Source organism: Butyrivibrio sp. LC3010, from assembly GCF_000424385.1.
GTDB lineage: Bacteria > Bacillota > Clostridia > Lachnospirales > Lachnospiraceae > Butyrivibrio.
On the sequence record NZ_AUJU01000015.1, the window covers coordinates 61,246 to 81,356 of the forward strand.

Annotated in this window: 16 protein-coding genes; 14 read left to right on the forward strand and 2 right to left on the reverse strand. The window is 40.9% G+C overall.

Features of this window, described 5'->3' with window-relative positions; all coding sequences use genetic code 11:
* Positions 1-573: 573 nt before the first annotated feature.
* From G622_RS22605 to truA, 3 genes are all read left to right on the forward strand, one after another.
* Entirely contained in the window at positions 574-2,313 is a 1,740-nt protein-coding gene (locus tag G622_RS22605; RefSeq protein WP_049945806.1) for a sensor domain-containing protein, read from the forward strand.
* Between the two features lie 160 nt (positions 2,314-2,473).
* The gene (gene thrH, locus G622_RS0111070) at positions 2,474-3,079 is read left to right on the forward strand and encodes a bifunctional phosphoserine phosphatase/homoserine phosphotransferase ThrH (RefSeq protein WP_026510777.1); all 606 of its coding nucleotides are present in this window, start codon (positions 2,474-2,476) and stop codon (positions 3,077-3,079) included.
* Between the two features lie 222 nt (positions 3,080-3,301).
* Positions 3,302-4,054 (forward strand): tRNA pseudouridine(38-40) synthase TruA, encoded by a 753-nt coding sequence (gene truA / locus G622_RS0111075; protein WP_026510778.1) that lies wholly within the window; start codon positions 3,302-3,304, stop codon positions 4,052-4,054.
* A 157-nt stretch (positions 4,055-4,211) separates the two neighbouring features.
* On the opposite strand, the gene G622_RS0111080 is transcribed toward truA, so the two are convergent.
* Positions 4,212-4,856, reverse strand: coding sequence for a hypothetical protein (locus G622_RS0111080; protein WP_026510779.1), 645 nt, complete (start codon positions 4,854-4,856; stop codon positions 4,212-4,214).
* A 268-nt stretch (positions 4,857-5,124) separates the two neighbouring features.
* Between G622_RS0111080 and G622_RS0111085 the strand changes: the two genes are divergently transcribed.
* The 10 genes from G622_RS0111085 to G622_RS0111130 all read left to right on the forward strand — a co-directional run bounded on the left by G622_RS0111085 (position 5,125) and on the right by G622_RS0111130 (position 18,085).
* The gene (locus G622_RS0111085) at positions 5,125-6,168 is read left to right on the forward strand and encodes a polysaccharide deacetylase family protein (RefSeq protein WP_044913681.1); all 1,044 of its coding nucleotides are present in this window, start codon (positions 5,125-5,127) and stop codon (positions 6,166-6,168) included.
* A 22-nt stretch (positions 6,169-6,190) separates the two neighbouring features.
* On the forward strand, positions 6,191-7,213 hold the full coding sequence (locus G622_RS26520) for a polymer-forming cytoskeletal protein (protein WP_026510781.1): 1,023 nt from the start codon (positions 6,191-6,193) through the stop codon (positions 7,211-7,213).
* On the forward strand, positions 7,213-7,905 hold the full coding sequence (gene pyrH / locus G622_RS0111095; RefSeq protein WP_044913684.1) for a UMP kinase: 693 nt from the start codon (positions 7,213-7,215) through the stop codon (positions 7,903-7,905). Before G622_RS26520 ends, pyrH begins: the two co-directional genes overlap by 1 nt.
* A 23-nt stretch (positions 7,906-7,928) precedes the next feature.
* Complete coding sequence (gene frr, locus G622_RS0111100; protein ID WP_026510783.1) at positions 7,929-8,480, forward strand: ribosome recycling factor; 552 nt, start codon at positions 7,929-7,931, stop codon at positions 8,478-8,480.
* A 122-nt stretch (positions 8,481-8,602) separates the two neighbouring features.
* The gene (locus tag G622_RS0111105) at positions 8,603-9,328 is read left to right on the forward strand and encodes an isoprenyl transferase (RefSeq protein ID WP_026510784.1); all 726 of its coding nucleotides are present in this window, start codon (positions 8,603-8,605) and stop codon (positions 9,326-9,328) included.
* A gap of 26 nt (positions 9,329-9,354) precedes the next feature.
* The gene (locus G622_RS0111110; RefSeq protein ID WP_026510785.1) at positions 9,355-10,185 is read left to right on the forward strand and encodes a phosphatidate cytidylyltransferase; all 831 of its coding nucleotides are present in this window, start codon (positions 9,355-9,357) and stop codon (positions 10,183-10,185) included.
* Positions 10,186-10,196: 11 nt separating this feature from the next.
* Positions 10,197-11,342, forward strand: coding sequence for a 1-deoxy-D-xylulose-5-phosphate reductoisomerase (locus tag G622_RS0111115; RefSeq protein WP_026510786.1), 1,146 nt, complete (start codon positions 10,197-10,199; stop codon positions 11,340-11,342).
* Positions 11,343-11,362: 20 nt separating this feature from the next.
* Positions 11,363-12,418 (forward strand): M50 family metallopeptidase, encoded by a 1,056-nt coding sequence (locus G622_RS0111120; RefSeq protein WP_026510787.1) that lies wholly within the window; start codon positions 11,363-11,365, stop codon positions 12,416-12,418.
* 34 nt (positions 12,419-12,452) lie between these two features.
* Positions 12,453-13,511 carry a flavodoxin-dependent (E)-4-hydroxy-3-methylbut-2-enyl-diphosphate synthase gene (gene ispG, locus G622_RS0111125; protein WP_026510788.1) on the forward strand — a complete coding sequence of 353 codons (1,059 nt, stop codon included), beginning with the start codon at positions 12,453-12,455 and terminating at the stop codon, positions 13,509-13,511.
* Positions 13,512-13,528: 17 nt separating this feature from the next.
* Positions 13,529-18,085: a PolC-type DNA polymerase III gene (locus G622_RS0111130; RefSeq protein WP_026510789.1), complete on the forward strand. Its 4,557-nt coding sequence runs from the start codon at positions 13,529-13,531 to the stop codon at positions 18,083-18,085.
* Positions 18,086-18,177: 92 nt separating this feature from the next.
* On the opposite strand, the gene G622_RS0111135 is transcribed toward G622_RS0111130, so the two are convergent.
* Positions 18,178-18,723, reverse strand: a complete 546-nt coding sequence (locus G622_RS0111135) for a hypothetical protein (protein ID WP_026510790.1) — start codon at positions 18,721-18,723, stop codon at positions 18,178-18,180.
* A 781-nt stretch (positions 18,724-19,504) separates the two neighbouring features.
* Here G622_RS0111135 and G622_RS0111140 point away from each other — a divergent pair.
* Positions 19,505-20,092: a PBECR4 domain-containing protein gene (locus G622_RS0111140; protein WP_026510791.1), complete on the forward strand. Its 588-nt coding sequence runs from the start codon at positions 19,505-19,507 to the stop codon at positions 20,090-20,092.
* Positions 20,093-20,111: the final 19 nt, after the last annotated feature.

Sequence of the window (20,111 nt, forward strand, 5' to 3'; positions counted from 1 at the left end):
ATTTTTGCGGGCGATTTCCGCTTTTGCCCACAAAAAGTCATAGATTCCTGTTTTTCCTCAGAAAAACGGGAATCGTATTGGACCAGGTCCTCGCGAAGCGAGGGGCGTGTCCTGCCGAAGGCAGGATTTTTGCGGGCGATTTCCGCTTTTGCCCACAAAAAGTCATAGATTCCTGTTTTTCCTCAGAAAAACGGGAATCGTATTGGACCAGGTCCTCGCGAAGCGAGGGGCGTGTCCTGCCGAAGGCAGGATTTTTGCGGGCGATTTCCGCTTTTGCCCACAAAAAGTCATGAAATCCTGCAGGTGACATTCTTTTTATTATAATTTTATAAGCTATTTATGATTTTATCTAAAACATAAGTTAAAATTATAACATAGTGGATATATATAGTTACTGTTAACACAGCTCTGCGCACTTATTGCGCTGAGTTTGAGAATGTTTAAAGATTTTAATATTGGATTTGACCTTTTGCCGAAGGCACTGGAATGGGCAAATCCCGTTGCTGTGAGCACAATAAGGTGTGAACAGTAATGATGCTGATATTTTACCGGTGAATTTCAAGAGGGGGATTTATGGTGGACAGGACAAGAAAAACTATTAAAAGAAACCCCAAAATAGATATGGGATTCATTCCGAGTGGGGTTCCGGGGGGCTTTTTCATATATTATGCAGAAGGAAATGGTGAGATTGTCTTTGCGGACGAAAACATCATAAAGCTATATGAATGTGAATCCATGGATGAATTCAGAGAACATGTAGGTAACTGTTTTTGCGGAATGGTTTATCCCGAGGACTATGACCTTACCCAGGGGAATATCAGTAAACAGACAGTTTTTGGAGCCATGCGCCATGATTATGTCCGCTACAGGATAAGGACCAGGAAGGGCAACATCAGGTATGTGGAGGATTTTGGTCATCTGGTTCACGGAGATGACGGGGTTAGCTATTACTATGTTTACATAGTTGATATAGACCAGAATGAATATTATAACAACAATAGAAACAGTTATGCTGAATCACAGGTGCTGGAGATGAATCAGGAAATGGATTCCGTCACCGGAATGTGGAATCAGGCCCATTTTTACAAGGTTGTCCAGGAAAAAATGATGGACGGGGAATTCAGAAGACAGGGCATATCAGTCATATATTTTGATCTTAATCATTTTAAGCTTTTTAATGAAAAATATGGATTCAAAAAAGGCGATGAGCTTTTATACGATATAGCAAGACTGTTATGGCATTCTTTTCTTGAGAGAATGGTCGCGAGATTCTCTGAGGATCACTTTGTGGTATGTACTGTTTCAAGAGAAGTTGAGGCGATAGTCTCAAAGATACATGATGATGTGGCGAAGCTTGTGGTAGGAGCAAAGCTTGAGATAAAGGCAGGAATATATAAAGTTGAAAGTAACTGCAATGACATAGGACTTGCCTGTGACCATGCAAGACTTGCCTGCAGAAGTATAAAAACAAGGTATGACATACCTTATGCCTTCTATAATGAGGACATTCATACAAAGCTTCAAATGCAGCAGTTTGTCCTGGATAATATAGATTCGGCTGTTGAAAATGAAAATATCAAGGTCTTCTATCAGCCGGTTATCAGGACCAAAACCGGACAAATTTGCGGGTATGAAGCTCTGGCCAGATGGAAAGATCCGGAAAAAGGGTTGATAGCACCCGGATCCTTTATTGAAATTCTTGAAGAACACAGACAAATCCATAAACTTGATATGTTTGTGGTAAAGAAAGTTTGTGAGGACTATGCCTCTCTAAGGAAGAGGGGAGAAATGCTGGTTCCTGTGTCCATAAACCTCTCAAGGCTGGACTTTAATCTCTGCAACGTAATAGATGAAGTTGAAAATTGCAGAAAAAAAGTGAATATGCCAATAAATATGCTTGATATAGAGATAACGGAGAGCGCACTTAACGAAGATGATGCAACCATAAAAAGAGAAATTGATCAGTTCAGAAGCCTTGGATATCAGGTGTGGATCGATGATTTCGGAAGCGGTTATTCATCACTTACAACTATTTTAAATTATCGATTCGATACATTGAAATTAGATCTTGCATTCCTTAGGCAATATGATAAGAATCCCAGATCAGGAGCGGTTCTTGGATTCATAGTTCAGGCAGCCCACAGTATGGGACATATCACTTTGACTGAGGGTGTTGAAACTGAGGAACATTTTGAGTTTCTTAAGACAATAGGGTGCGATAAGGCGCAGGGGTATCATTTTGGAAAACCTCAGCCTATGGAAGAAAGCAGAAAATATACTCAATTTAATGGAATGACGTGGGAAAAGTGCTGATTTCCTCTTCTAATTTATTGAAAATATGTTAAACTACTACTAATTTGTTAACATGTAAGGGGAACCGTCATGTCGAAGACATGATTTTGAATGGTTCCGACCGAGAGGGTAGGATTACGGAGTAATCGTACCAATGCATAAGTACGAGGAGGATGAAAAGATGTACGTTACCTGTTTGGACCTTGAAGGCGTTCTTGTTCCTGAGATTTGGATTGCATTCGCGGAGGCAACCGGAATACCTGAGCTTAAGAGAACTACCAGAGATGAGCCTGATTATGATAAGCTCATGAAGTTTAGAATTGATATTCTTAAGGAACATGGACTTGGACTTAAAGAAATACAGGATACAATTGCAACTATTGATCCCTTGCCGGGCGCAAAGGAATTCCTGGATCAGCTTAGAGAAATAACACAGGTAGTTATTCTGAGTGATACATTCACACAGTTTGCAACACCTCTTATGAAAAAGCTTGGCTGGCCTACAATATTCTGCAATACACTTGAAGTTGCAGACAATGGAGAAATCACAGGCTTTAAACTTCGCTGCGAAAAGGGTAAGCTCACTACAGTAAAAGCTTTCCAGAGCATAGGACTTGACACTATCGCAAGTGGTGACAGCTTTAACGATCTTGGAATGATTGAGGCAAGTAAGGCAGGATACCTGTTTAGAACAACCGAGCAGATCAAAAAGGATTATCCTCAGTTCCCTGCTTTTGAAAACTATGACGAGCTTCTTGCTGCAATCAAAGAACAGCTTAAAAAATAATTTTGAAATCGGATGGAAACATCCGATTTTAATTTGAGCAGAGCACTTAGCGAGGTATTATCGAGCATAGTGCGAGCCATGCAAGTCCACTTAGCGAGGTATTATCGAGTTTAGTGGAGCTTGCTTGAGCAGAGCACTTAGTGAGGTATTATCGAGCATAGTGGAACTTGCTTGAGCAGAGCACTGACAAAAACCTCATCGCAAGATTTTGGAGAATTAGTAATGAAAAGAAATTATAAATTTACACTGAGCTATGATGGAACACGTTTCTTTGGTTGGGAGAGGCAGCCTAACAAGGAAATGACAATTCAGGGAAAACTCGAAAGTGTTCTTAGCAGAATGGTTGGGCTTCCTGAAGGTGAGTTAGTTCAGGTGATAGGTGCAGGAAGGACTGACGCCGGAGTCCATGCAAGAGCCATGACAGCTAACGCCATGCTTGATACTACGCTAAGTGAAGAAGAAATTCAAAGCTATATGAACCAGTATCTTCCGGAGGATATCAGCATAAATGACGTTAGAATATGTGCTGAAAGATTCCACAGCAGATACAATGCTATTGGAAAAACATATAGATATACTTGTTATTACGGTAATTCAAAGCCGGTCTTTGACAGGAAGTATGTCACTGTGCTTGAACAAAAGCCTGATATCGAGCTGATGAGAAAAGCTGCCGAGTACATAATCGGAACCCATGATTTTAAGAGTTTTTGCGGCAACACGAAAATGAAGAAGTCCACGGTAAGATGTGTGGACAATATCAGAATAGAAGAGAGCGGACCACAGATCAGATTATATTTTCATGGGAATGGTTTCTTACAGAACATGGTCAGAATCATGACAGGGACGCTTCTGGAAGTTGGATATGGAAACATTAAGCCTGAAGAGCTTAAAGATATCATTGAGGCTACTGACAGACAAAAAGCCGGTCCCACAGCACCGCCTCAGGGACTTTGCCTTATGAAAGTTGATTACTAAAACAAGATGGACTAAGTATTAAATTTAAATAAGCTCCCACCTTTTTGACTAAAGGGGGGAGCTGACTTTTTATACAATGATTAGTTGGGAAATGGTGCGCTAATAGTGCTGCCTGTTTCCTGAAATCTTTTTCTGCTTTTTATTAAAAAACATCGTATTACATGTCATCTGCAACAGAGTAGGTTAAGAGATAGTCATCATAATCCTCAAGCAGCATGCCAAGTTCCTGGGTATTAGAGCCTTCGCCCTGAAGTGAGAAAGCGCTGTCACCTAAATTAACAGTATCAAAAGCTACAGGTGAGCCATTCTTAAAGAATACTGTTCTTACATTTACACTGCTGACATCCTCTGATGTATTGTTGATTCCCGTTACGGAAAGGGAGTTGTCGACGTTTTTCTGAACATCAATGTCAACAGAGTCATATCTGCAATTTTCAGTAATTTCGGATTCCAGAGTATAGGAAAAATCTGCAGCATCTTCTATATCACGATTTTTGAACTGACCGTAAAGCATGAAAGACTGGCCTGCCTTAACTGTGTTTTCACAGTCTGAGACAGTTTTAATAGCGTCACCGTAAGAAGTAACTGCACTGAAAAATGCAGAGACTTCCAGATCCTTGTCAGAATTGTTGGTGGCTATGATGACATATCTGGTATGAAGACCATCAGCATCTGCTATTTCATATTCATCTGTAATTTTAATGTCATTTTCACCTGTTTTTGCATTGGAAACTGTTGCAGAACTTGCAACAAAAATCATAGCTGTTGTAATTGAAATAACGAAACTTAATATCTTTTTCATACCTATGTTCCTCCGGGTATTTTATGGTGTAATTAGGATAACAAATGAGAATAAATATCTGATAAAGTAAATCTTAAAATTCTATATATTGAGGCTTTTTTGGCATCCAAAATTTTTCATGAATATTTAGTGAATTTTGAGGATTGACAAGAGATGACATCAATTTTTCCTTTTTGTACTTCTTATAATATGTTATAATCTTTTGTGGCTATGTAATTGGCCGGATGTCGATTAGACATGATAGCAAGTTGGAAATGTGGTAATGAATATGATGGCGAACACGGAGGGTCAGGGCTCTTTAGTGGATCGTTCCAAAAGAATCCGCTTTTTAAGAAGACTGATTCTTATATCCATTGCAGCTTCATGCCTTATTCCCACCATCATATGCATAATTCTGGCAATTCATCTGAATCGCAGTGAGAGGATTCTTGAAAAAGCTAAAACAGAGATGGCCTGGTATGAGGAGCGCTTTGGAGATGCTGTATTGGCTGACGCAGATACTGTAGAGGCCGATCAACTTCAGTGGACTGATCTGGATGAAGCAGATTTGGAACGCGGACAGGAAGATCCTGATGATATAGAAGTGTCACAGGTTAGCGGAGGTTCAGCAGAATCCGGAACTTTACAGGCCGGGGCTACATCAGCCGGTGCGGGAATTGCTTCAGGTCAGGATGAATGGGATGGCGTCAGGAAGGTTTATATAACATTTGATGACGGGCCAAGTACCTCTACCAACGCAATACTGGACATATTGGATCAATATGGAGTTAAGGCTACATTCTTTGTGACCGGCAAGGAGGGTGAAGAGTACGCCGCGATTTACAGGCGTATTGCTGAAAGCGGTCACACTATAGGAATGCATTCCTATAGTCATAAATATAGTGAGTTGTATGAGTCACTTGACAGCTTCTCTGCTGATTTACATAAGCTGCAGACTTTTTTGTATGAGACTACAGGAGTCTGGTCCAGGCTTTATAGATTTCCCGGTGGAAGTTCTAATACTGTCAGCAAGGTTCCTATGGCAGATCTGGTGAAGTATCTTGATCTTTCTCAGATAAACTTTTATGACTGGAATGTTGCCAGCAGCGATGACAGGGCGGGAATTGATAAAGACATAATAGTAGCCAATGTTATGACAGGGGTTCCAAAGCATAACGAATCAATAATTCTTCTGCACGATGCTTCTGATAAGCAGGCGACAGTAGAGGCATTGCCTGAGATAATTGAACAGATACAGGCAATGGATAATACAGTGATAGTTCCGATAACGGATGATACGTTACCGGTTCAACATATCAGCAATTCTCAGTAATTTTGAAACGGAGGAAAGAAAAATGGGATTTTTTTCAGAGCTGAAAAGTGATCTCTCTCAGGCTGCAAAGACAATCATGCCTGAGGATAGCGAATCAGTACAGAGCCTGAATGAAAAAGCTAAAGAAGAGGCTGTAGTAAAGCCTAAGACTGAAGCTGAGGTTAAGAAGGATCTGAATGAAATGCTCGATCACCTTGATGAAATCAAGCTCGATGAAGGCGGGGCAACAGACAATGTTGAGAAGGAAGAATCCAAAAGGGTTGAGGAGTCAGTAGTAACACCTGAGCCGGCTATTTTTAATAAAGCCGTTAAGGAAGAGCCTAAGGTTGAGGAGCCTGAGGAAGAACCTGAACCGGAGCCGGTTTCCATAGATGATTCAGAAGAAGATGATGAGCCCTATGAGGCAATCGCTATGGAAGAGGATGAAGAGGAGGATACAGTTGCTGATCTTGCCGCATCACTTAGCGCAATTGAATCTATCGCTAAGGGGAAGGCTGAGGAGGCACCTGTGTATGAGGAAAGTGCAGTAGCAAATTATAATAATGGGGGATTTGACACAATGGACATTCAGCAACAGACACCTACAGATGAAACAGCCAGCATTACCGAGGGTATGAGAATTGTTGGTAATCTTGAGACTACAGGTTCTCTTGACCTGATTGGTAAGGTTACAGGTAATGTTACATGTCTTGGCAAGCTCAATGTAACCGGTGAGGTAGAAGGCGATTCAAGAGCAGCTGAGATTTATGCTGAGGCAGCAAGAATTACAGGAGAAGTAAGAAGTAACGGAAGCGTTAAGATTGGACAGAGCACAGTAGTTATTGGTAATATCTTTGCGACAAGTGCGGTTATCGCAGGTGCTGTAAAGGGTGATATCGATGTTCCCGGACCTGTTGTACTTGATACAACTGCAATCGTAATGGGTAATATCAAATCACAGTCAGTACAGATCAACAATGGTGCTGTAATAGAAGGTAACTGCTCACAGGCTTACGCTGAGGTTAATCCTTCTGCATTCTTCGATGGACTTAAAGGACAGAAATAATGAGAATACTTTTAAAATTAAGTGGTGAGGCACTTGCAGGCCCTAACAAGACAGGTTTTCACGAAGAGACTGTTCGCGGGGTTGCACTGCAGGTAAAAGAACTGGTAGATAAAGGTACAGAAATAGGAATTGTTATAGGCGGCGGTAATTTCTGGAGAGGCCGTACCAGTGAGAGTATTGACCGCGTTAAGGCAGACCAGATCGGTATGCTTGCAACTGTAATGAATTGCATTTATGTATCAGAGATTTTCAGAAGTGTAGGAATGAAAACAAATATCCTTACACCTTTTGAATGCGGATCATTTACAAAACTCTTTTCCAAGGACAGAGCTAATAAGTACTTTGAGAAGGGAATGGTTGTCTTCTTTGCAGGCGGCACAGGCCATCCGTTCTTTTCAACAGATACAGGAGCAGCCCTCAGAGCAATTGAGATTGAAGCAGATTACATGCTTCTTGCCAAGGCTATTGATGGTGTTTATGACAGTGATCCTGCTAAGAATCCTGATGCTAAGCGCTATGATACTATCAGCATAGATGATGTGGTTGCTCAGAACCTGCAGGTAGTGGATATGACAGCTTCTATCATGGTAAAAGAAAATCATATTCCCATGAGGGTATTCGCACTTCAGGAAGAAAATAGTATAATAAAAGCAGCTAGTGGAGATTTTAACGGTACCACCGTAACAGCTTAAACTATAATCCGGAGGATGAGTGTATGAATGAAAAAGTTAAGCCTTATGAAGAAAAAATGAACAAAGCTTTTGATTTCCTTTCCCAGGAACTGGCAGCTGTAAGAGCAGGACGTGCCAATCCGCATGTGCTTGATAAGCTTAAGGTGGATTATTATGGAACTCCCACACCTCTTCAGCAGGTTGGTAATGTCTCAATACCTGAAGCTCGTATGATTCAGATTGCACCTTGGGACAAGAGCCTTATAAAGGATATCGAGAAAGCTATTCTTGCATCAGATATTGGAATTACACCCAGCAATGATGGAAGCGTTATCAGACTTATTTTCCCCGAGCTTACTGAGGAAAGAAGAAAACAGCTTGCAAAGGATATCAAGAAAAAGGGTGAGGATGCCAAGGTAGCTGTAAGAAATATTCGCCGTGACGGCAATGATTCCTTTAAGAAGCTTAAGGGATCAGATGTTTCTGAGGATGAGATTGCTGAGATGGAAGATGATCTTCAGAAGATTACAGATCAGTTTGTGAAGAAAATTGATAAAGCAATTGAGGAAAAGAGCAAAGAAATAATGACTGTATAAAGAGATTTGAATTACGAGGTTTTGAACCCGTATATCCCTTTATGAATTTTATTAAGAGCCTGTGGGTTATTGCACAGGCTCTGCTTACTTTTGAGCACTAGTGTACTTAATGAGGACAAAATATGAACGAGAACACAAAAATACCGCAGCATGTGGCAATTATTCTTGACGGTAACGGAAGATGGGCAAAAGCAAAAGGTTTACCCAGAAACTATGGTCACAAGCAGGGAGCTAAGGCTGTAGAGGATATCCTTGTAGTAGCCAGAGATATGGGAATAAAGTATCTCACCGTATATGCTTTTTCCACAGAGAACTGGAACAGACCTGAGACAGAGGTTTCTGCACTTATGATGATACTTAGACAGTATCTTAAGAGCAGTATAAAGAAGTCCATGAAAAACAACGTTCGCTGTCAGGTTATAGGTGAGCGCAGTAAGCTTTCAGCAGATATCCAGGATGCGATAAAAGAGCTGGAGACTGCAACTGCAGGTAATACCGGACTTACCTTTACGATTGCTATAAATTATGGAAGCAGGGATGAAATAGTAAGAGCAGTCAGAAAGATTGCAGCAGATTGTGCTGATGGAAAAGTAGATCCTTCAGATATTTCCGAAGATATGATCTCACGTAACCTTGACACAGCAAATCTTCCGGATCCTGATCTCATGATTCGCACATGTGGTGAGCAGCGCCTTAGTAATTTCCTTCTTTGGCAGTGTGCTTACACGGAATTTTATTATACAGATATTGCATGGCCTGATTTTGATGAGGCAGAGCTTCAGAAGGCCGTTGATGCATATGGCAATCGTAATCGCAAATTTGGCGGATTAAAGAACGATTCAGAATAAATAATCCTTACTAAAAGGGGAAAACTATGAAAACTAGAGTAATAAGCGGAGCTGTACTGGTAGTTTTACTTGTATTGACACTTATAAGCGGCGGATATGTTACAGCGGGAGTTTTACTTTTTGTATCGATTGTGGGATACCGTGAACTGGCATCGGCTCTTGCGGTAAAAGCGGCTGATGAAAAGACCAATCTGCCTGAGATCATTGGCTTACTGGCAGTATGTATCCACTATATTCTCTTGATTATTAAGGGCGCTGACATGGCCATTTTCCTGGCAGTGATCATGGGACTTTTTGTTGCCGAGAGTATTGTGTTTGTCTTTAGCTACCCAAAATATAAGGCAAACCAGATGATAGGGTCAGTTTTTTCATTTATTTATGCACCTATGATGCTGTCCTTCATTTATTTACTCAGATCATTTCCTACGGGAAAGTATCTGGCATGGCTTCCATTTATTGCATGGATATGTGATACATTTGCATATTTTACGGGAAGAGCATTAGGAAAACATAAGCTCTGTCCTGTTTTATCACCTAAAAAGACCATAGAGGGTGCTATAGGCGGAATCGCCGGAAGCTTACTTGCAGGTGTGATCTATGGTTATGTATATGCAAGTTATGCAGACACTAATCTGCCGGTAAGTACAAGCATCGCCACTTTTGCAGTGATTACCTTTGTTGCAGGGGCATTATCACAGGTTGGAGATCTTATCGCTTCAGGCATTAAGAGAGACCAGGGAATAAAGGATTACGGTAATCTTATACCGGGCCACGGCGGAATAATGGACAGATTTGACAGTGTTATTTTCATCACGCCGGTGATTTATTTTCTGGCTAAAATAATGAGTAATATGTAAAGAGGTTAGTAATGGGAAGAAAGATTATTCTACTTGGTTCAACAGGATCTATTGGAACACAGACTCTTGATGTAGTCAGAGCTAATCCTGATGAGCTTAAGGTTGTTGGTATTGCTGCTAATAAAAGTGTTGATAAAGTTGAGCAGCAGGTACGTGAATTCAGACCGAAATATGTGGCTATGTATGACGAAGAGGCTGCAAAAGAGCTGAAAATAAAGCTCGCTGACATGCCGGTTCGCATTTTTTCAGGAATGGAAGGACTTGTGGAGATTTCCCAGGTGCCTGATGCTGATACTGTTCTTACCGCAGTAGTCGGAATGATAGGCATAAGACCTACCATGGCAGCTATCGAGAGCGGAAAAGATATAGCACTTGCAAATAAGGAGACTCTTGTTACCGCAGGACATATAATAATGCCTCTTGCTCAGAGGAAAAATGTAAGCATATTACCTGTGGATAGTGAGCATAGTGCAATTTTTCAGTCTTTGAACGGTGAACCTAAAAACAAGCTTGAGAAGATCCTTCTGACTGCATCCGGCGGACCATTCAGAGGAAAAAAGAGAGCAGAGCTTTCTGAGATGACAGTAGATGATGCATTAAAGCATCCTAACTGGGATATGGGACCTAAGGTTACTATAGATTCTGCATCACTTGTTAATAAGGGACTTGAAGTTATGGAAGCCAAGTGGCTTTTTGATGTGTCCCTTGATCAGATACAGGTTGTGGTACATCCTCAGAGCATAATACATTCAATGGTTCAGTATGTTGACGGAGCGGTGATGGCGCAGCTCGGAGTACCGGATATGAAGCTTCCGATACAGTATGCATTGTTTTATCCGGACAGAATGCCCATGAATGAAAAGAGGCTCGACTTCTTTGAAGTTTCACAGCTGACCTTTGAAAAGCCTGACACAGATACATTTGTAGGACTTAAGCTTGCATATGACGCTGCCAGAGCCGGCGGAAGTATGCCTACAGTATTTAATGCAGCAAACGAGATGGCAGTAAGAAAGTTCATAAACAGAGAGATACGATTCCTGGATATTTACGACATGATTTCCTCAGCTATGGCTCATCACACTAAGATTGAGAATCCTGATCTTGAAGAAATACTTATGGCTGAAGCTGATACTTACGAGTATCTGGAGAATAAATAATACTTCAGAGAGGTAATATAATGATTGTAAGTTTGTTATTGTTTTTTATTATTTTCGGAGTGCTTGTTACAACCCATGAGCTTGGACATTTTCTCATAGCCAAGGCCAATAATATAAGGGTTTTGGAATTCTTTGTCGGAATGGGACCTGTGCTTTTTAAGAAGCAAAAGGGCGAAACACTTTATAGCATCAGATTACTCCCTATCGGAGGCGCCTGCAGATTTGAGGGCGAGGATGACATCGATGGTGAAGACCACGGCTATGATGAGAGATCATTTCCTAATGCCAATGTGTGGGCGAGAATAGCTGTTTTGTTCGCAGGACCATTTTTTAATTTCATTACAGCAATGATCATTGCGATTATTGTAGTAGCTAACACAAACTGGTCATTCCCTGTTATCAAAGGATTTACTGAAGGTAATTCTGCAGGAGCTGAGGCAGGACTGCAGGAAGGCGACCTGATCGTGGCAGTGGATGGTGAGAAAATACATCTTTCATCTGAGATCATGCTTATCTCACAGTTCAGTAAGGGCGGTGTTATGCACATCGACTACGAGAGAGATGGCGAGATCAGAAGAGCAGAATTAAAGCCCACCTACAGCGAAGAAGATGATCGCTACTACATGGGCATTTATCTTGGACAATATGAAAAAATCACCGGACTTAAGGTTATTCCTTATGCCTGGTATGATCTTCTCTATTATTTTAAGGCAACCTATAGAAGCCTTGCTCTCCTTGTACAGGGACGACTGACTCTTGGCGATGTTTCAGGACCGGTCGGCATGGTAAAAATTGTTGATGACCAATATGAAGCAGCAAGCCAGTATGGGGCGTCTACAGTTATATTTACAATGCTTGAGCTTATGGTGCTTTTGTCAGTGAACCTTGGGGTAATGAATTTGTTACCATTTCCTGCTCTGGACGGAGGCAGACTTGTTTTCCAGTTTATTGAAGTATTACGAGGCAAACCGGTTCCCAGGGAGAAAGAAGGAATGGTACACCTTGTAGGTATGGTTGCACTTATGGCATTCATGGTTGTGGTTGTTATAAGTGATGTTTCCAAGTTCATGCAATAATCAGAAAATATTTGTTTTAAAGGAAGGGAATTCCATGGCATATAGAGATAATACAAAGGTTGTTCACATAGGAAATAAAGTTATAGGTGGCGGTAATCCGATAATGATCCAGTCCATGACCAACACTCCCACAGAGGATGTTGACAGAACTGTTGAGCAGATTCTTGCTCTTGAGGCAGCAGGCTGTGACATTGTTCGTTGTACTGTTCCTAATCAGGAAGCAGCTGATGCCATAAAAAGTATAAAGGAAAGAATTCATATCCCCCTCGTGGCAGATATCCATTTTGATTACAAGATGGCTATTGCAGCCATGGAAAACGGGGCAGATAAAATAAGAATCAATCCCGGTAACATCGGTTCGAAGGACAGGATTGAAGCTGTTGTTAAGACTGCAAAAGAAAGAAATATCCCCATAAGAGTAGGTGTAAACAGCGGATCTCTGGAAAAGGATCTGCTTGAAAAATATGGCGGAGTTACTGCTGATGGACTTGTTGAGAGTGCTCTTGATAAGGTGCATATCATTGAAGAATTTGGCTATGATAACCTTGTGATCAGTATAAAGTCATCAAACGTAATGCTCTGTGTAGATGCTCATAAAAAACTGGCAGAAAAGACAAATTATCCTCTTCATGTGGGAATAACAGAAGCCGGAACCTTGTACGGTGGTAATATCAAATCCTCAATAGGCCTTGGTATCATCCTGAATGAAGGAATAGGAGATACTATCAGAGTGTCACTTTCAGGTGATCCGACAGAGGAAATAAGAACCGCTAAGATGATCCTTAAGACATTGGGACTCCGCAAGGGGGGAATAGAGGTTGTTTCATGTCCCACCTGTGGAAGAACAAAAATTGATCTTATCGGACTTGCAAATGATGTTGAGAAGATGGTGCAGGAATTCCCTCTTGATATCAAGGTTGCAGTTATGGGATGCGCAGTTAATGGCCCCGGAGAGGCAAGAGAAGCAGATATCGGCGTAGCAGGCGGTATTGGTGAAGGCTTACTTATAAAACGTGGTGAAGTAATAAGAAAAGTTCCGGAAGCAGAGCTTATTGATGCCTTGAGGCAGGAGCTTGTTCACTGGAACGACTGAGTTAGAAAGCGAGCAGTATGAGAAAACCATTTCTTGAGGTCTTCCAGACCCTAAAATTAGACCAACACACAAAAGAAGAACTATCAGACGTGCAGGTTGAGAAAATTTCCACCACTGAGAAAAAGGATCTCGTACGCATCTATTTATCCAGCAATCGCCTTATCGAAAAGGCGGACGTGATTAAGGCAGAGAAGGAAATAAAAAAGCAGCTCTTTAAAGAGACAGATCTTACTGTCAAGATTTATGAGCGGTTTTTCCTGTCTGCCCAATATACGCCTCAGAATCTTCTTGAGATGTATAAAGACAGTATTCTGCTGGAATTCAAGAACTATGATCCAATTGAATACACTATTTTAAAATCCGCAGACTTCTCATTTCCGGAATCAGACAGAGTAGAGCTGATTCTTGAGGAGTCTGTTATTGCTGAGAAAAAATCTCAGGACATTCAGCGTATTTTTGAGAAAATACTCAATGAACGCTGCGGGTTTGCGGTGACGATGAATGTCTCATACAAAGAAGCGGTTTCTAAAAAGAAGGAAATAGACTATTCCAAGGAAACGGCCAAACTTGCGAAGAGACTTGAATCTGCGGAGGAGAAATCTGAGCAGAAGCACAAGGAGAAAGAAGCAGAAGCTGCTAAGAAAAAGGCAGCTGCCGGTACAGGCACGAAAGCGGAAGAGACCAAAACTCCTGCTGCGAAACCCTCCCAGGCTGCAGGAACAAGTAAGTTTGGAGGCGGAAGTAAATTCGGACAGGGCGGCAAGTTTTTCAAAAAAGGTGGAACCGGCAGTTTCAAGCGCTCTGATGATCCCAACATCATCTACGGAAGAGATTTTGAAGATGAGACCATCAACATGGAAGAAATTGTTGGTGAGATGGGAGAGGTTACTGTCAGAGGGCAGGTAATCAATTACGAGAGACGTGATATCAGAAATGAAAAAGCTATTCTGATTTTCTCCATGACTGATTTTACAGATACAATCACTGTAAAGGTCTTTTCAAAGCAGGAGAACGTACCTGAGCTTGAAAAGGATATAAAGAAAGGTGCCTTTCTTAAAGTCCGCGGAATTGCCATGGTAGATAAATTCGACCATGAGGTTACCATACAGAGTGTTGCAGGAATACGTAAAATACCTGATTTTACTACCAAGAGGGTAGATGAAGAGGAAGTAAAGCGAGTTGAGCTTCACTGCCATACCAAGATGTCAGATATGGACGGCGTTTCGGAAGTAAAAGATATAGTTAAACAAGCATATAAATGGGGAATGCCGGGAATAGCCATAACTGATCACGGAGTAGTACAGGCTCTGACTGATGCCAATCATGCCTGGGAGGATCTTTGGAAGGATGAAAAGGCAAAGCGCAAGGAAGCCGGAGATAAGAATCCTGACAGACAGGATTTCTTTAAAGTCATACAGGGCGTAGAGGGTTATCTTGTTGATGACCTTAAAGAAATTGTAATAAATAATAAGGGACAGAAGATAGCAGGCTCTACCTTTGTTGTATTTGATATCGAGACTACAGGCTTTTCACCTGTAAACAATAAAATTATTGAGATTGGTGCTGTAAAAATGAAGGATGGAGAGATCATCGACAGATTCTCCGAATTCATAGATCCTAAGGAACCTATTCCTTTCAGGATTACCAGACTTACAAGCATAACCGATGACATGGTAATTGGCTGTCCTACCAGGGATGAGATAATACCCAGATTCGTAGAGTTTTGCGAGGGCGCAATTCTGGTGGGCCACAATGTAAGCTTTGATATAAGCTTTATCAATGAAAACTGTAAGCAGCTTGGAATAGATGTAGACTATACAACTGTCGATACTATGGGATTATCAAGAGCATTTTTCCCAAGACAGGCTAAGCATAATCTGGATGCACTGTGTAAAACTCTCGGAGTTGTAAATGAACATCATCACAGAGCCGTAGATGACGCAGAATGTACAGCCAAGATTTTTCAGAAGTTCATACCTATGATGGCTGATGAAGGAGCTGATGATCTGACTAAGGTTAACGCACTTGGGGCATCAAATCCTGAGATTGTTAAGCACCTTAGAACCCATCACATAATACTTCTTGCAAAAAATACCGTGGGAAGAGTTAATTTGTATACACTTGTAAGTAAGTCACATGTAGACTACTTTAGCAGATTCCCGAGAATTCCCAAGAGCGAACTTATAAAGTACAGGGAAGGTCTCATTATAGGATCTGCCTGCTGCGCAGGTGAGCTTTATGGTGCGGTGGTAGAAGGAAGAGCAGAGGACGAGATTGCTAAAATAGTGAATTTCTATGACTACCTGGAAATTCAGCCGATTGCCAATAACCATTTTATGGTGGACTCTGAAAAATATGAGGATATCAATTCAGATGATGATATCAGGGAAATCAATAAAAAGATAGTTAAGCTTGGTGAACAGTACAACAAGCCTGTTGTTGCTACCTGTGATGCTCACTTTTTGAATCCTGATGATGAGATCTACAGGACTGTTATCATGGCAGGAAAAGGGATGGCTGATGAGGAGCCTGCGCCTCTTTTTGTAAGAACTACTGCAGAGATGCTTTCGGAGTTTGATTATCTCGGAGCCGCAAAGGCAAGGGAAGTCGTAATAGAAAATACGAGAAACATCCTTAAGATGTGCGACAGCATATCTCCCGTGCGACCGGATAAGTGTCCTCCTGTCATTGAAAACAGTGATGAGATTCTTACCAAGATCTGTTATGACAAGGCTCATGAAATATACGGCGAAACACTTCCTGAAATAGTTGAGGAGAGACTTGAGAGAGAACTTAACTCAATCATCAAGAATGGATTCGCGGTTATGTATATTATTGCCCAGAAGCTGGTTTGGAAATCCGTCGAGGATGGATACCTGGTAGGATCCCGCGGATCAGTAGGATCATCCTTTGTGGCATTTGCTTCGGGTATTACAGAGGTTAATTCGCTTTCTCCGCATTACGTTTGCCCTAAGTGCAAGTACAGTGACTTTGATTCAGAGGAAGTATTAAAATACGGCGGAAATTCAGGCTGCGATATGCCTGATAAGAGATGTCCCAAGTGCGGACATATGATGAATAAGGATGGCTTTGATATTCCTTTCGAGACTTTCCTTGGATTTAAGGGAGACAAGGAGCCTGATATTGACCTTAACTTCTCAGGTGAGTATCAGTCCAAGGCTCACAAATATACTGAGGTTATCTTTGGTTATGGACAGACCTTCAGAGCCGGAACCATAGCAGGTCTTGCAGATAAAACTGCTTATGGTTTTGTGAAAAAGTATTATGACGGACTCGGCGTTGGAAAAAGAAGATGTGAGATCGACAGAATAACTCAGGGGTGTATTGGAATAAGAAGAGGTACAGGTCAGCACCCCGGAGGAATCATTGTTCTTCCGGTGGGAGAGGATATAAACTCATTTACTCCCGTTCAGCACCCTGCGAATGATATGACTACAGCGACAATTACTACGCACTATGATTATCACTCTATTGACCATAACCTGCTAAAGCTTGATATACTGGGACACGATGATCCCACCATGATTAGATTCCTTCAGGATTGTACAGGACTTGATCCTAAGACTGTGCCTTTGGATGACCATAATGTTATGGAACTTTTCATGAGTACCAAGTCACTAAATATAGAGCCTGATCAGATAGGTGGTACAAAGCTTGGATGTCTGGGACTTCCTGAATTCGGAACAGACTTTGCTATGCAGATGGTTATAGATGCTCAGCCCACTTCTCTGTCCCATCTGATAAGAATTTCAGGACTTTCACATGGTACTGACGTATGGCTGGGCAATGCCCAGACTCTTATACAGGAAGGTAAGGCCACAATCGATACCTGCATCTGTTGTCGTGATGATATCATGATTTATCTGATTCAGAAGGGTATGGATAAGTCACTTTCCTTCAAAACCATGGAGTCTGTACGTAAGGGAAAAGGACTTAAGCCTGAGATGGAAGAAGCCATGATAGCAGCGGGAGTACCTGACTGGTACATCTGGTCCTGCAAAAAGATTAAGTACATGTTCCCTAAGGCCCATGCTGCAGCGTACGTTATGATGGCGTGGCGAATAGCATATTTCAAGGTATATGTGCCGCAGGCTTTTTATTGTGCATGGTTCTCGATTAGAGCAAAAGCCCTTAATTATGAGCATATGTTCCAGGGTGAGGGTACTCTGCATATGTGGATGACTGAGTACAGGAATAAAGGTGATGCTATGACAAATGCTGAGCAAAATGAGCTGGCTGCCATGCGTCTTGCCGAAGAAATGTATGAGCGTGGAATAGAAGTTGTTCCTATCGATATTTTCAAGGCTGCCTCCAGATCATTCCAGGTAGTTGGAGATAAGATAATGCCAAGCCTTGTAAGCATAGACGGACTCGGTGAAAAAGCTGCCGACCAGATAGTAGAAGCAGCTAAGGACGGCCCGTTCATATCAAGAGATGACTTTAAACAACGCACAAAGTGCCCTCAGGCTGTTGTGGATAAAATGGCACAGATGGGGCTTCTTGGAGATATACCGGAATCAAATCAGATAAGTATATTTGATTTTATGAAGTGAAAACAAAGAGTCAAAAAAGGTGGTCACATCACTGTGATCACCTTTTTATATGATAACTTCTGATCAATCTTTTTGCTGAGGATTCCACAATCTTATTTAATGGTGAAATCCAGCTGAACATATTTGGATTTATTTGAAGAAACATAAAACTCTATATAAAAAACATTTCCGCGATGGCAGGATAGGACAACTCTTCTTTTCTTCCTGGACAGGGCGTAGTTACGAGTACCAAATATATTGCTGTAAGCAATTGTATTAGTGTAAGCAATTCCGTCAGTTTGTTGAAACTTCTGAAGTATATTGAAATATCCATTAGCATAATTTTTCTTTTTATTCGCGTGAACATTATTCACGGTGAATGAGTAATCTTTATCTGCAGGAGCCATGAATTTGATAAATGCGTACGCTCCTGAACTTGTCCTTTTATTAATCTTAAATCTGTAATGGCCCCTACCTACTTTATATGCGACACTATCCAAAAAAACCGGGTCATCATTGGAGAAACTTTGCAAGGACTTTAATGCTTTCTTTTTTACTTTGGCTTCTACCGTGATGGGATTAACCATCGTTGCGGTTAAAATAAAGACAAGTGTCAAAGATAGAAACTTGAGCATAATATTTTTTAAAACTTTACCCATTTTGTACCCTCCATAACATCTTCATTCAATACCTTTTTGATAGAAACAAATATTCCACTAATAATTTTATTAAAGTGAAGATGAAAAAACTATTAATTATATATAAAATATCTTTGCGGCAGTCCCAAAAGAATAAGTACGCAGCTAGACTGACAGGAGAGCTGGGGAATCATCCGCAGATGGAGTCGATGAAGGATAAGTGCGCGAATGGACTGTAAAGCATCCATAAAGAGCAGTAAAAATAAAGATCCCCAAATCACTGTTGTGATCTGGGGTTTAGGGTTGGGCTGTTTACACAGTCAGTAGCTCGTAGTGGAATCGAACGTAATAGGTAATCATAAGAAACGGCTCAACCAAGCGGCTTATGAGCATTTTGAACGGTTTAATTCGGTTTAACTGTTAAACACAATAATAAAAAATGAAGAGCGTCCAATAAACCGTCTTGAAAAACATCAGATATAAACAATAATCATATATGCCAACACAAAAGTCTAAATAAATGGTATTATTTATTTTAGAAAAGATATTCCAAGAATAGTTTTTTACTAATTGACATCAAAGACTGTCAATTGTATTATGATTATAGAAGGAGACTTCTCGAGAAGCATACTCGTAAAAATGCTTTCATTGCCTGTGAACCAGAACCCGTGATGGTATGCGGTGACTGCGGAGGCTTCGTAAAAGGTGGCAACTTACCATAGACCATCTAGCGAAAGCGAAAAGAAAGTTGCATTAATAAAAGCCTTGCGTAAGCAAGGCTTTTATTAGTGATAGGAGGATAATGGACGTAATATATGAGTGTGCAGCAAACTTTCAGAAGCTGTTCGATATAAAATATCACTTTGTCGTATCTTCAAAGCGTAAGATGAAAGATATTACAATAGATTTTCGGGAAGCTGATTTCAGACATGCAGCAGGTCTGCACTATGTTGATGATATAGAGATCGAGAAAGACCCAAACAAAGTCATTTCTGCAATAATAAATAAGACAATTACAGATGAACTGCTATCAAAGAGCAAGAAATACAAGGCAGTCAACAATGATGGTGACAGCATCAAGGATCGTGTAAGTACACTTAGATATCTGGAAAAGTATTTGGATACAAGTGATTTCATAAGAATATATGAACTACAGGGATTTGGAAGTCTTATAAAAGCGGATTTCTTTATAGAGGCAAAATACAACAAGAGTACAGCCTATATATTCATCAGAAAAAGAACTGAAGACGATACATATGTTGTGGTCACTTTTTTTCAAAAGAAACGAAGTTTCAGGGGAACAGGGATTTATTGGATGTTAAAGGAAAAAATATCTAATGGCTCAGCCACCGAATTATATCGACATCCCAACTATAAACTTGAAGATTAGATACTATAGCAGAAGAAAT

Excerpts from the sequence above, each read along its gene's own strand:
- G622_RS22605 (WP_049945806.1), top strand. The coding sequence starts at position 574 with ATGGTGGACAGGACAAGAAAAACTATTAAAAGAAACCCCAAAATAGAT.
- thrH (WP_026510777.1), top strand. The coding sequence starts at position 2,474 with ATGTACGTTACCTGTTTGGACCTTGAAGGCGTTCTTGTTCCTGAGATT.
- truA (WP_026510778.1), top strand. The coding sequence starts at position 3,302 with ATGAAAAGAAATTATAAATTTACACTGAGCTATGATGGAACACGTTTC.
- G622_RS0111080 (WP_026510779.1), bottom strand. The coding sequence starts at position 4,856 with ATGAAAAAGATATTAAGTTTCGTTATTTCAATTACAACAGCTATGATT.
- G622_RS0111085 (WP_044913681.1), top strand. The coding sequence starts at position 5,125 with ATGATGGCGAACACGGAGGGTCAGGGCTCTTTAGTGGATCGTTCCAAA.
- G622_RS26520 (WP_026510781.1), top strand. The coding sequence starts at position 6,191 with ATGGGATTTTTTTCAGAGCTGAAAAGTGATCTCTCTCAGGCTGCAAAG.
- pyrH (WP_044913684.1), top strand. The coding sequence starts at position 7,213 with ATGAGAATACTTTTAAAATTAAGTGGTGAGGCACTTGCAGGCCCTAAC.
- frr (WP_026510783.1), top strand. The coding sequence starts at position 7,929 with ATGAATGAAAAAGTTAAGCCTTATGAAGAAAAAATGAACAAAGCTTTT.
- G622_RS0111105 (WP_026510784.1), top strand. The coding sequence starts at position 8,603 with ATGAACGAGAACACAAAAATACCGCAGCATGTGGCAATTATTCTTGAC.
- G622_RS0111110 (WP_026510785.1), top strand. The coding sequence starts at position 9,355 with ATGAAAACTAGAGTAATAAGCGGAGCTGTACTGGTAGTTTTACTTGTA.
- G622_RS0111115 (WP_026510786.1), top strand. The coding sequence starts at position 10,197 with ATGGGAAGAAAGATTATTCTACTTGGTTCAACAGGATCTATTGGAACA.
- G622_RS0111120 (WP_026510787.1), top strand. The coding sequence starts at position 11,363 with ATGATTGTAAGTTTGTTATTGTTTTTTATTATTTTCGGAGTGCTTGTT.
- ispG (WP_026510788.1), top strand. The coding sequence starts at position 12,453 with ATGGCATATAGAGATAATACAAAGGTTGTTCACATAGGAAATAAAGTT.
- G622_RS0111130 (WP_026510789.1), top strand. The coding sequence starts at position 13,529 with ATGAGAAAACCATTTCTTGAGGTCTTCCAGACCCTAAAATTAGACCAA.
- G622_RS0111135 (WP_026510790.1), bottom strand. The coding sequence starts at position 18,723 with ATGGGTAAAGTTTTAAAAAATATTATGCTCAAGTTTCTATCTTTGACA.
- G622_RS0111140 (WP_026510791.1), top strand. The coding sequence starts at position 19,505 with ATGGACGTAATATATGAGTGTGCAGCAAACTTTCAGAAGCTGTTCGAT.